The organism is Azospirillum agricola, assembly GCF_020005195.1.
GTDB lineage: Bacteria > Pseudomonadota > Alphaproteobacteria > Azospirillales > Azospirillaceae > Azospirillum > Azospirillum agricola.
Genome location: NZ_JAIFZR010000004.1, coordinates 772,212 through 784,560, shown reverse-complemented (window position 1 = coordinate 784,560; position 12,349 = coordinate 772,212). Strand labels below are relative to the sequence as shown.

General features: G+C 70.2%; 12 protein-coding genes. All 12 read left to right on the top strand.

Translation table 11 applies throughout. The features are described from left to right. Positions 1–189 precede the first annotated feature (189 nt). The 12 genes from JN22_RS12385 to JN22_RS12330 all read left to right on the top strand — a co-directional run bounded on the left by JN22_RS12385 (position 190) and on the right by JN22_RS12330 (position 12,184). Entirely contained in the window at positions 190–948 is a 759-nt protein-coding gene (locus tag JN22_RS12385; RefSeq protein ID WP_143268274.1) for an IclR family transcriptional regulator, read from the top strand. Positions 949–1,515: 567 nt separating this feature from the next. Continuing rightward, complete coding sequence (locus JN22_RS12380) at positions 1,516–2,358, top strand: alpha/beta fold hydrolase (protein WP_085554201.1); 843 nt, start codon at positions 1,516–1,518, stop codon at positions 2,356–2,358. A gap of 74 nt (positions 2,359–2,432) precedes the next feature. Next, positions 2,433–2,879 carry a Zn-ribbon domain-containing OB-fold protein gene (locus JN22_RS12375; RefSeq protein ID WP_085554200.1) on the top strand — a complete coding sequence of 149 codons (447 nt, stop codon included), beginning with the start codon at positions 2,433–2,435 and terminating at the stop codon, positions 2,877–2,879. After that, a complete protein-coding gene (locus JN22_RS12370; protein WP_085554199.1) occupies positions 2,876–4,021 on the top strand; it encodes a thiolase family protein in 1,146 nt (381 codons plus the stop codon). Before JN22_RS12375 ends, JN22_RS12370 begins: the two co-directional genes overlap by 4 nt. Beyond that, positions 4,021–4,848, top strand: a complete 828-nt coding sequence (locus tag JN22_RS12365) for an IclR family transcriptional regulator (protein WP_085554198.1) — start codon at positions 4,021–4,023, stop codon at positions 4,846–4,848. The genes JN22_RS12370 and JN22_RS12365 overlap by 1 nt, the downstream gene beginning before the upstream one ends. Continuing rightward, positions 4,845–6,101, top strand: coding sequence for a CaiB/BaiF CoA transferase family protein (locus JN22_RS12360; RefSeq protein ID WP_085554197.1), 1,257 nt, complete (start codon positions 4,845–4,847; stop codon positions 6,099–6,101). Before JN22_RS12365 ends, JN22_RS12360 begins: the two co-directional genes overlap by 4 nt. Continuing rightward, entirely contained in the window at positions 6,091–6,870 is a 780-nt protein-coding gene (locus tag JN22_RS12355; RefSeq protein ID WP_085554196.1) for an SDR family NAD(P)-dependent oxidoreductase, read from the top strand. Before JN22_RS12360 ends, JN22_RS12355 begins: the two co-directional genes overlap by 11 nt. Positions 6,871–6,924: 54 nt before the next feature. After that, positions 6,925–7,680 (top strand): SDR family NAD(P)-dependent oxidoreductase, encoded by a 756-nt coding sequence (locus JN22_RS12350; RefSeq protein WP_085554195.1) that lies wholly within the window; start codon positions 6,925–6,927, stop codon positions 7,678–7,680. 20 nt (positions 7,681–7,700) lie between these two features. Beyond that, positions 7,701–8,240, top strand: coding sequence for a type II 3-dehydroquinate dehydratase (locus JN22_RS12345; RefSeq protein WP_085554665.1), 540 nt, complete (start codon positions 7,701–7,703; stop codon positions 8,238–8,240). 50 nt (positions 8,241–8,290) lie between these two features. Continuing rightward, positions 8,291–9,301 (top strand): TRAP transporter substrate-binding protein, encoded by a 1,011-nt coding sequence (locus JN22_RS12340; protein ID WP_223677691.1) that lies wholly within the window; start codon positions 8,291–8,293, stop codon positions 9,299–9,301. 133 nt (positions 9,302–9,434) lie between these two features. After that, positions 9,435–11,321 carry a TRAP transporter large permease gene (locus JN22_RS12335; RefSeq protein WP_223677690.1) on the top strand — a complete coding sequence of 629 codons (1,887 nt, stop codon included), beginning with the start codon at positions 9,435–9,437 and terminating at the stop codon, positions 11,319–11,321. Beyond that, entirely contained in the window at positions 11,318–12,184 is an 867-nt protein-coding gene (locus JN22_RS12330) for an MBL fold metallo-hydrolase (protein ID WP_085554194.1), read from the top strand. Before JN22_RS12335 ends, JN22_RS12330 begins: the two co-directional genes overlap by 4 nt. Positions 12,185–12,349 lie beyond the last annotated feature (165 nt).

Below are 12,349 nucleotides of genomic sequence, written 5' to 3'. Positions count from 1 at the left end.
TGCGTTCCGTCGCGAGCGTCCCGCTTCGGCTGTTCGCTTTGTCCGATATTTCGGACATCGATCTTGTATTCCGGACAAGAGGACGGTATATCGGACAAAGAGCGCTGGCAAGGCGAAAGTTGGCGTGTTAAGCGATGTGTGCAGTCGCAACACGGTGACGCACACGGTATCGGGGTGGAGATGGACGGCATGGCGGATGTGAAGACGGGCGCGCGGGCGCGCGGGATCGACCGCGTCATCGCGCTGATGGAGCATCTGCACCGGCTGCGCACCCCGACGCGGATCGCCGACATCGCGCGCGACACCGGCACGCCGCGTTCCACCGTCTACGAGCTGGTGAACACGCTGGTCGAGGCACGCTGGCTGGAGCTGCGCGACGGCGACGGCACGGTCTATTTCGGGCCGGCCATGCATTATTACGGCAGCGACTATCTCGACAGCGTCGACCTGATCCGCAAGGCGCGCGGCGAGGTCACCCACCTGTCGGAATCGGTGGGCGAGACGGCGCAGTTCTGCATGCTGGACGGTGACAAGTACCTCGTCGTGCTGAACGAGCCGGGCCGGCGCATGTTCCGCCTCAGCTCCGAGATCGGCATCAAGGTGCCGATCCCCTGGACCGCCTCGGGCCGGCTGCTGGTCGATCACATGACGCCGCAGGAGATCCGCGCCTTCATCCCGGCGGAGGATTTCACCCTGCCGGACGGCCGCAAGATCGTCGAGGCGGAGTTCCTCCACGACATCGCCCAGGCGCGCGAGGCCGGCTTCGTCCGCACCACGGCGCTGGTCGACCGCTTCACCACCTGCATGGCCGCGCCGGTGCGCGATCCGGCCGGGCGCTGCATCGCGACGATCTGCTTCGTCGTGCCGGCCGACACCGAGGCCGACCAGCAGGCGATGATGATCGACGAGCTGAAGGCGAGCGCCGCGCGGCTGTCCGGCGCGCGCTGAACGCTGGTTGCCGGAAAATGCCCTCTCCCGCCCCGGGAGAGGGCGCAGAACCGACGGCCGCAGGCCGGACGAACGCCGAAGGCGATCGTAGGTGGCGCGCGGTCGCGAGACTTGCGAGCGACCTCGGGACCCGCCGCGAAGCGGTGGGGAGGGTGAGGGGTGATCCAAGGATCAACCCGCCTGTTTCTCGGATACCCCCTCACCCTTCCCATGCTCCGCATGGGCCCCTTCCCTCTCCCGGGGCGGGAGAGGGAGCTTCAAGCCGCCAAAGTCGGCACCCGCACTCTACAGGCTCGGTCCATCCCGATTGTTCGCCTGATGCAGGCCGAAACGGCGGTGTCCATTCGTCCAACGCCTCCCGCGGTTGACTCTCATGCGGACTTTTTAATCCCCCGGCGGCACCCCTTCGCCGCCGCCGGACGAGCCATGCTTTGGGCGCAGATCGGTCCGGCCCTCCGTACAATTCCCGACGCAACAGTCGCTTGACAGAACCATTTCCCGGCCCCTAAGTTCTTTCCATACAACGGAATGAGATTCCGTTAATCGGAATATTAAACGGAGGACGGCGTGGACAGGCAAGGCTGGATCGTGGTGGAGGATGGCGCCCGCCTGCACCATGTCGAGCGCGTCACCGGCGCTCCCGACGCCCCCCTCGGCGCGGCCGCCGGGCCGGTCATCCTGCTGCATTCGCTCTTCTTCAGCGGCGCCATGTTCGACGATCTGCTCGACCGGCTGCCGGCCGGCCTGCGCTGCGTCCGCCCCGACCACCGGGGGCAGGGGCGCAGCGAGACGGGCCGCCACGCGCCGAGCATCGAGCGGCTGGCCGACGACACCATCGCCCTGATCAAGGCGCTCGGCGGCGGGCCCGCCCACCTCGTCGGCAGCTCGATGGGCGGCTACGTCGCGCTCGCCGTGCTGCGGCGCCGGCCCGAGCTGGTGGCGAGCGCCGTCCTCTCCTGCTGCACCTCGCAGCCCGAAATCCAGGTCGAGCGCTTCGCCGCGCTGGAGAACGCCCTGCGCAGCAAGGGTGCCGCCGCGCTGGTCGACGCGATCGCCGCCACCATGTTCGGCTCCCGCTTCATCGCCGACGACGGCGAAGGCTTGCAGCGCTGGCGCGCGGCCTTCGCCGAGGTCGACGACCGCATCGCCGACGCCGTTCACGGCGTCGCCGGCCGGACCTCCTTCGTCGAGAGCCTCTCCGCCATCCAAGCGCCGCTCCAGCTCGTCAGCGGCGCGCTCGACGCCGCCAAGCGGCCCGAGGACATGCAGTTCATCGCCGACCGGGTGCCCGGCAGCCGGCATGTGACCCTGGAGCAGTCCGGTCACACCCCGCCCGTCGAGGACCCCGACGCCTTCGCCGCGATCCTGCGGCGCTTCTGGACCGACATCGGGCTCGTCCCCGCCGCCTGAAACGGCCACGGACAAGCCCCCCGTTTCGCCGCTTTCCATTCAACACGGCCATTCAACACGGAAAGATGCCTTCCATGCCTTCTGATCCAGCCGTGGCCCCGACCTCGGGCGCCGCGTTCGGGGAGGACGCTCTCCCGTTCCGCGACCTCCAGGCCGCGCCTCCCGCCCAGTTCGAGATCGTCGACGGCGCCGTCATGCTCAAGGGCAGCCTCTGCCGCTCGTCCGGCTCCAAGGCGTTCCCGGCCCGCCGCGTCTGCCTGGACACCGGCGCCACCGACATGGAGCCGATCCTCATCGGCCCGCGCGGCTCGCTCTACTCCTTCTCGACCGTCCACGTCTCGTCGGCCCGGCCGACCCCCTACTCGATCGGCTACGTCGATTTCGAGAACGGCGTGCGCGTGCTGGCGCAGGTCGATGTCCCGGCCGGCGCGACGCTGGCCTGCGACACCCCGGTCGAGCTACGCGCCGAGGGCGACCGCTGGTTCGTGGTTCCCGTGGATGGAAAGGGTCTGGAGCAATGAGCGAAGCCTACATCGTCGGCGCCGCGATGATCCCGATGGGGAAGCATCGCGAGTCCAGCTACTCCGGTCTGGCGATCCCGGCCGTCCTCAACGCTCTGCGCTCGGCCGGCATCACGCCGAAGGACGTCCAGGGCGTCGTCTGCGGCCACGCCTTCGGCGGCATGCTGACCGGCCAGCGCATCGTCAAGGAGATCGGCATCGGCGGCGTTCCGGTCATGAACGTCGACAACGCCTGCTCGGGCGGCGCCACCGCGCTGCACCTTGCGGTCAAGGAGATCGCCGCCGGCCGCCACGACGTCATGCTGGTGATCGGCGTCGACAAGCTGACCCAGTTCGGCGGCGGCACCCTGCCGCTGGTCGCCGAGGATCCCGAAGTCCAGCAGGGCATGGTCATGCCGGCCCTCTACGCCATGCGCGCCCGCCGCTTCCTGCACGAGCGCGACGCGACCACCGCCGATCTGGCCGGCGTCAGCGTCAAGGCGCGCCGCCACGGCGTGAAGAACCCCTACGCCCAGTTCCGCAGCGAGGTGACGGTGGACGAGGTCCTCGCCTCCCGCTTCATCGCCGAGCCGCTGACGCTGATGCAGTGCTGCCCGACCGGCGACGGCGCCGCCGCGGTGGTCGTGGTGTCCGAGGCCGGCCGCAAGAAGCTCGGCCTGCCGGCGGTGCGCGTCGCCGCCTCGATCCTGCATTCGGGTTCGGCGACCGCCGGTTTCCGCAACATGCTGCGGCCGGAGATCACCTACCACTCGGCCCAGGACGCCTACGAGGCGGCCGGCATCGGCCCGCAGGACGTCGACGTCGTCGAACTGCACGACGCCTTCACCATCGCCGAACTGGTCTATTACGAGGCGCTCGGCCTCTGCGCCCCCGGCGAGGCGGCCGGCTTCCTGCGCGCCGGCAAGTCGACCTACGGCGGCGACGTCGTGGTCAACCCGAGCGGCGGCCTGCTCTCCAAGGGCCACCCGGTCGGCGCCAGCGGCGTCGCCCAGGCGGTGGAGCTCTACTGGCAGCTCACCGGCCAGGCCGGCGCCCGCCAGGTCGAGGGCGCCCGCGTCGCGCTCGCCCATGTGACGGGCGGCGGCATCGCCGGCCTCGACCACGGCGCCTGCACGGTCCACCTGCTCCAGGCGGTGCAGTGATGGCCCCCCCTCCCGCATCCGACCAGACCAAGACGGCCGGTGACTCGGCTCCCGCCCCCGGCGGGGCGGCCGGCACCGGCACGGTCAGCCGCGCGCTGATGCTCCTGTCGGTCCTGGCCGACGCGGGAGGGGAGGTGACGGTCAAGTACGTCTCCGACACCATGCAGCTCTCGCCCTCGACCGCCCACCGCCTGCTTCAGCTCATGAAGGACGAAGGGTATGTCGAGGCGGTGCCGCGCAACCGCACCTACGTCGTCGGCCCGGCCTTCTACCGGGTCGCGGCGAAGGTGGTCGGCTCGGTGTCGCCCGTCACCATGGCCCAGCCGGTCGTCGAGGCGCTGGCCCAGCGCTTCGACGAGACGGTGCTGTTCGGCCTCTACCTGCGCACCGAGCAGGCGATGAGCTTCTCGGCCCGCGCCGACGGCAGCCAGCGCCTGCGCTACCAGATCGACATCGACAAGCCGCTGTCGCTGGTGTGGGGCGCCTCGGGGAAGGCCATCATGGCCCATCTCCCCAAGGAGACCATCGCCGCCATCCTCGCCAAGGAGGGGCCGTCGCCGGCCACCGGCGCGCCGGTGCCGGCCGCCGACGCGCTGGCGGTGGAACTGGCCGCCATCCGCGCCCGCGGCTTCGCCGTGTCGGAGAGCGAGAAGCTGCCCGACGCGCGCGGCGTCGCCGCCCCGGTGTTCGGCGCCAGCGGTGTGTGCGGCTGCCTCTGCCTGACCTCGCCCAAGCAGCGCATCGCGAGCCTGTCGATCGACGCGATCGGCGGCGAGATCGCCCGCGCCGCCCACGACCTTTCCCGCACCCTTGGAGCCTCGACATGAGCGAGCCGCAAGCCACGGCGAAACCCCTCGCCGGCTATCGCGTCGTCGATCTCACCACCTTCCTGTCCGGCCCCTTCTGCACCCAGATCCTCGCCGACCTCGGCGCCGACGTGGTCAAGATCGAGACGCCGCAGGGCGATTCGAGCCGCGCCATCCCGCCGCACTTCGTCGGCGACGACAGCGCCTACTATCTCGGCATCAACCGGAGCAAGCGCAGCCTCGCCGTCGACATGAAGCAGCCCGACGGGCTGGCCCTGGTCCTGCGGCTGATCGCCACCGCCGACGTGGTGGTCGAGAACTACCGGCCGGGCGTGGCCGCCCGCCTCGGGCTCGACATCGCGGCGCTGCGCACCGAGCGTCCGGGCCTGATCTGGGCCTCGATCAGCGGCTTCGGCCAGACCGGGCCGTGGCGCGACAAGCCGGCCTACGACATGATCGTCCAGGCGCTGTCCGGCGTCATGAGCCTGACCGGCGAGCCCGGCCGCCCGGCCGTCCGCCTCGGCATCCCGGCGGGCGACATGGTCGCCGGCATGTACGCGACGATCGCCATCAACGCAGCGCTGGCCGAGCGCGAGCGCAGCGGGCAGGGCCGGGTGATCGACGTCTCGATGCTCGACTGCCAGCTCGCCATGCTGTCCTACCAGAGCACCTACGCGCTGGTCGCCGGCACGGTTCCGCAGCCGCAGGGAGCCCGCCACGACAGCATCCCGACCTACCGCTCCTTCGTGGCGCGCGACGGCCGCGAACTGGTCGTCACCGCCAACACCGAGCGCATGTGGGAAGGGCTCTGCCAGGGGCTCGACCGCGCGGCGTTGCTGTCCGACCCGCGCTTCGCCACCGCCAAGCTGCGCCTCGCCAACCGCGAGGCCCTGTGGCCGCTGCTGGAGGAGGCCTTCCTCGCCCGCGACGCCGCCGACTGGATCGCCCCGCTCGACGCCAGGGGCGTGCCGGTCGCGCTGATCAAGACGGTGCCGGAGGCGCTGTCCGACGCGCGCGGGCATGGGCGCGGCATGATCCTGCCGTTGACCGACGCCGCCGGCACGTCGATCGACGTGGTCGGCAACCCGATCAAGTTCGTCGACGAGACCGGGCTGGCGGACGACCCCGCCAGCTACCCGCCGGTGCTCGGCGCCGACGCCGAAAGCGTGCTCGACCAGTGGCTGGGGCTCGGCTCGGCCGATGTCCGCAAGCTGTTCGACGCCAAGACCCTGGTTCGCCGCACTCCTGTCCAGGACAACCGCGATGTCGCTTGATTTCTCCAGCAGCATGAAGGGCCGCGTCGCGGTCGTCACCGGCGGGGCCGCCGGCATCGGTCAGGCGGTCGCCGCCGAACTGACGCGCCAGGGTTGCATTGTCGGTGCCGTCGACCGCGGCGCCGACGGCGTGCCGGACGGCGTCACCCCGCTGGTCGCCGACGTGCGCGACCAGGGCGCGCTGAACGCTGCCATCGGCGGCTTCGGCGAGCGCCACGGCCGCATCGACTTCCTGGTGAACAACGCCGGCGTCAGCTTCGTCGGCACCATCGAGGACGGCAGCGAGGAGGATTGGGCCCGCCTGTTCGACATCAACGTGATGGGGCAGATGCGTTCGACGCGGGCGGCGCTTCCGCATCTGCGCAAGTCGGACGCCGGCGCCATCGTCAACATGTCGTCCTGCACGGCGATGAACGGCCTGCGCCAGCGCGCGCTCTATTCGGCGACCAAGGGCGCCGTGCAGTCGATGACCATGGCGATGGCCGCCGACCTGATCGCCGAGGGCATCCGCGTCAACTGCGTCGCCCCCGGCACGGTCGACACCCCCTTCATGGCCGAGCTGGCGGCGCGCGCCCCCGATCCCGCCGCCAAGCGCGCCGAGTTCGCGGCGCGCCAGCCGAGCGGCCTGATGGTCGATCCGCTGGAGGTGGCGCTGGCCGTCGTCTTCCTGCTGCGCCCCGGCGCGAATGGCAGCGTCGGCACCTGCCTCACCATCGATGGCGGCATGGCCGCCCTGCGCGTTCCGCCGCGCCCCGTGACTCAACCCTGATTGCATACTCGGATAATCATGGCGCAAGCCGATCCGACCTCCAAGGAGCGTGTTATGGACTTCAACGGTAAGACCGTCATCATCACCGGCGCCGGTCAGGGCATCGGCCGCGCCTACGCCCAGGCCTTCGCCGCCGCCGGCGGCGCCGTCGTCGTCGCCGATCTGAACGGCAAGCAGGCCGAGAGCGTCGCCGCCGAGATCACCACGGCCGGCGGCCGCGCCATCGCCGTGACGGTGGACGTCGCCGAGAAGACCAGCGTGGCCGCCATGGTCGAGACGACGCTGGCCGCCTTCGGCCGCATCGACGTGCTGATCAACAACGCCGCCATCTTCTCCACGCTGAAGATGAAGCCGTTCGAGGAGATCGACGCCGACGAGTGGGACCGCGTCATGGCGGTGAACGCGCGCGGCGTGTTCCTGTGCTGCCAGGCGGTCGCCGGGCCGATGCGCCAGGGCGGTTACGGCCGCATCGTCAACATCTCCTCCAGCGTCGTCGTCACCGGCCGCAAGCACTACGCCCACTACGTCGCCTCCAAGGGCGCCGTCGTGGCGCTGACCCGCGCACTGGCCACCGAGCTGGGCGAGGACGACATCACCGTCAACGCCATCAGCCCGCACGGCATCGTCACCGAGGTCCCGCGCGACACCATCAAGCCGGAGCAGTGGGACGCGATCATCTCGGCCCAGGCGCTCAAGCGCAAGGGCGACCCGAGCGACATGATCGGCGCGACCATGTTCCTCGCCTCCGACGCCGCCAAGTACATCACCGGCCAGACGCTGAACGTCGACGCCGGCCTCCGCTACAACTGATCCGTGGAAGGATGGCCAACATGACCGCCACCGACGCTTCCGTGATCGGCCGCCGCAGCGCGCGGCGCCACCGCATCGCCGTCATCGACGGCCCGAACATGTCCAACCTGGGCGCCCGCAGCAAGAAGGTCTACGGCGCCATCGGCTCGCTCGACGAGCTGAAGGCCTATGTCCGCGACTTCGGCGCCCGCATCGGCGTGGATGTGGAGAACTTCTCGTCGAACCACCAGGGCGACATCCTGGAGTTCATCCACGCCTCGGCCGACCGGGTCGACGGCTACATCATCAACCCGGCGGGCCTGACCACGGTCGGCGAGGGCGTGCGCCACGCGCTGGAGGACACCGGCCGTCCGACCGTCGAGGTGCATTTCGCCAACATCTCGGCCGGCGCCGGCGCCTCGCGCGGCCTTGGCGGCGGCTCGATCCGGTCGAGCTTCACCCACACGGCGACCGGCCTGTGCATGGGCCTGCGCCACTACAGCTACGTCGCGGCGCTGACCGGCCTGGTCCTGGCGCTCGACGACGAGGGTTTCCTCGGCGCCGACCTGCCGGCGCTCTGAGCGACACCCGAGCCGATCAAAATCAGCGAGAAAAACAGGAGGAACCCCCGATGATGACCCTTTCCCGTCGCGCCCTGATGCAGACCGCCGCCGTTGCCGGCGCCGCCACCATGCTGACGCGCCCGGCCCGCGCCGCCGAATACACCTTCAAGATCGCCAGCGACATCCCGGCGAGCCATCCCTGCAACGTCCGCGCCCAGGAAGCGGCCGACCGCATCCTCAAGGAGACCAACGGCCGCGTCGAGATCAAGCTGTTCCCGAACAACCAGCTCGGCAGCGGCCCGGACATGCTGAGCCAGCTGCGCTCCGGCGCGCTGGAGATGTTCATCTACTCGACCCAGCTGGTTGCCCCGCTGGTGCCGGCGACGGCGCTGCCCGGCATCGGCTTCGCCTTCAAGGACACCGACGCGGCGCTGGGCGCGCTCGACGGCGACCTCGGCGCCTATCTGCGCAAGCAGATGGAGAAGGTCGGGCTGATCGCCATGCCGCGCATCTGGACCAGCGGCTACCGTCAGGTCACCACCAGCACCAAGCCGATCGTCACCCCCGACGACCTGAACGGCCTGAAGATCCGCGTGCCGGCCAGCCCGATGTGGGTGTCGCTGTTCAAGGGCTTCGGCGCCGCCCCGACGGCGATCAACTTCGCGGAGCTCTACACCGCGTTGCAGACCAATCTGGTCAGCGGCCAGGAGAACCCGCTGGTCGTGCTGGAGACCAACCGTCTCTACGAGGTGCAGAAATTCTGCTCGATGACGAACCACATGTGGGACGGATACTGGGTGCTGGCCAACCGCCGCGTCTTCTCGTCGCTGCCGGCCGATCTCCAGGCCATCGTCACCAAGCATTTCGACGCCGCGGCGCTCGACCAGCGCGCCGACATGGCCAGTCAGTCGGCCAGCCTGCGCGAACAGCTCACCGCCAAGGGCCTGACCTTCAACGACATCGACATCGCGCCCTTCCGCAAGAAGCTCCAGGAGGCCGGCTACTTCGCCGAGTGGAAGCAGAAGTTCGGCGACGAGGCCTGGTCGGTGCTGGAGAAGTACACCGGCCCGCTGAGCTGATCCGAACGGTCCTTAGCTGACTGCCGACCCTCTGGGTTGCTGACTGCCGACCCTCTGGGTCGCTGACTGACGACGCGAGCGGCGCCCCCTTGGGGACGCCGCTCCCGCCCTCTCCCGAACCGGGGAACTGACCATGATGACATCCTCGTCCAAGGCGCCGCCCGGTCTCGCTCTCGCCGAGACGACGGGCCTGCCGCGGATTCTCACCCTCCTCGAAGCGGGACTGGGCAGGGTCGTCGAGACCGCCGCCGGCCTTCTCGTGCTTGCCGAAGTCGTGATCCTGCTGGCCGGCGTCGTGTCCCGCTACGTCTTCCACGCCCCGCTGGTGTGGTCGGACGAGCTGGCCTCCATCCTGTTCCTGTGGCTGGCCATGCTGGGCTCGGTGGTGGCGTTGCGCCGTGGCGAGCACATGCGCATGACCGCCATCGTCAACGCCGTCTCGCCGGGCGCCCGCGCCGTCTGCGAGGCGGTCGGGCTGGTGGCGGCGCTGGCCTTCCTGGCGCTGATCTTCCACCCCGCCTACGAATACGCCGCCGACGAGATCTACATCACCACCCCGGCGCTGGAGATCCCCAACGTCTGGCGCGCCGCCGCCCTGCCGGTCGGCGTCGGGCTGATGATCGTCGTCGCGGTTTCCCGCCTCCTGCGCCAGCCCGATTGGAAGCGCACCGCGCTGGCCGCCGCCGCCGTGGTCGCCGTCTGCGCCGCCGCCTACATGGCGCAGCCGGCGCTGAAGACGCTGGGCAACCTCAACCTCGTCGTCTTCTTCGTGATCTTCGTCGGCGCCACCGTGCTGGCCGGCGTGCCGATCGCCTTCTGCTTCGCGCTCGCCACCTTCGGCTATCTGGCGCTGACCACCTCGATGCCGCTGACCATCGTCGTCAGCCGCATGGACGAGGGCATGTCGCACCTGATCCTGCTGGCGGTGCCGCTGTTCGTCTTCCTCGGCGTGCTGATCGACATGACCGGCATGGGCTTCGCCATGGTGCGCTTCCTCGGCAACCTGCTGGGGCATGTGCGCGGCGGCCTGTCCTACGTGCTGGTCGGCGCCATGTACCTCGTCTCGGGCATTTCCGGATCGAAGGCCGCCGACATGGCCGCCATCGCCCCGGTGCTGGTGCCGGAGATGGAGAAGCGCGGCTCCAAGCGCGGCGACCTGCTGGCGCTGCTGTCGGCCACCGGCGCCCAGACCGAGACCATTCCGCCGTCGCTGGTGCTGATCACCGTCGGCTCGGTCACCGGCATCTCAATCGCGGCGCTGTTCGCCGGCGGCCTCGTGCCGGCGCTGGTGCTCGGCATCTGCCTCTGCTTCGTCATCTGGTACCGCCATCGCGGCCTGACGGGCATCACCGCCCCGAAGGTCGGGCTGCCGGAGATCGGCCGCTCGCTGCTGATCGCGCTGCCGGCCATCATCCTGCCCTTCCTGATCCGCGCCGCCGTCATCGAGGGTGTCGCGACCGCGACCGAAGTCTCGACGCTGGGCATCGTCTACGCCGTCGTCGTCGGCCTCCTCGTCTACCGCAAGTTCGACTGGCGGCGGATCGGGCCGATGCTGGCCGACACCGCGTCGCTGTCGGGGGCGATCCTGCTGATCATCGGCGGGGCGACGGCGATGGGCTGGGCGCTCACCCAGTCGGGCTTCTCGACCAGCCTCGCCAACTTCATGGGCTCGCTGCCCGGCGGCGCCACCACCTTCCTCGGCATCTCGCTGATCGCCTTCGTCATCCTCGGCAGCCTGCTGGAGGGCATCCCCGCCATCGTGCTGTTCGGGCCGCTGATGTTCCCCATCGCCAAGCAGCTCGGCATCCACGAGGTGCATTACGCGATGGTCGTGGTCATCGCCATGGGCATCGGCCTGTTCGCGCCGCCCTTCGGCGTCGGCTACTACGCGGCGGCGGCGATCGCCAAGATCAACCCGGACGAGGGCATGAAGCCGATGGTGGCCTACATCCTCGCCATGATCGTCGGCCTCGTCATCGTCACCCTGTTCCCGATCCTGTCGACCGGCTTCATTCCATGACCTCCACCGCGTCGGACAGCGGCCGCCATTCCGTCCGCGTCGGGGAGTTCCGGGTCACCGCGCTCAGCGACGGGCTGATCCGGGGCAACTTCGGTCTGGTCGCCGGCATCGACGCCGACGACGCCCGGCGGCAGGAGCTGTCCGCCGGGCGGCCGGAGACGCCGCTGATCAACGTCAACGCCTTCCTGATCGAGCGCGGCGACGCGGCGATCCTGGTCGACACCGGCTGCGGCGAGAGCTACGGCCCGGATCTCGGCCGGATCGAGGGGCATCTGGCGGCGCTCGGCGTCAGGCCCGAGGCGATCGGCACCGTGCTGCTGACCCACCTGCACGGCGACCACGCCAACGGCCTGCTGACCGCCGGCAAGCAAAGCCGCTTCCCCAACGCGACGCTGGTCATGCACGAGGCGGAGCCGGCCTTCTGGCGCGACGACGCGCTGGTCGCGGCGGCCCCGCCGCGCGCGGTGGCGGCGGTGACGACGGCGCGGGCGGTGCTCGACCTCCACCGCGACCGGCTTGAGTTCGCGGTCGAGGGCGAGGTGCTGCCCGGCCTGCATCTGGTGGCGGAGCCCGGCCACACGCCCGGCCATTGCGGCTGGCTGGTGGAATCCGGCGGCGAGCAGCTGCTGATCTGGGGCGACATCGTCCATCTGCCGGGCATCCAGTTCGCCCGGCCGGAGGCGGGAATGATCTTCGACGTGGACCGCGACAGCGCGGAGGCGACCCGCCGCCGCCTGTTCGACCGCGCCGCCGCCGACCGCCTGCTGGTCGCCGGCATGCATCTCGACTTCCCCGCCTTCGGCGTCGTCGAGCGGCTGGCGGGCGGGGCGGGGCCGGACGGGTACCGCTTCGAGCTGACCTGAACGGCGGAAACCGGGATGCGGAAAGGGGAGCGACGGTCACGCCGTCGCTCCCCTTCGTCGTTTTTGGACCGCCGCCCTTTCCCTTCCGTCATGACCGGGCTTGTCCCGGTCATCCACGCGCAAGCTTTTCCCATGGTTTGCGGCCGTGGATGCCCGGCCCAGGGC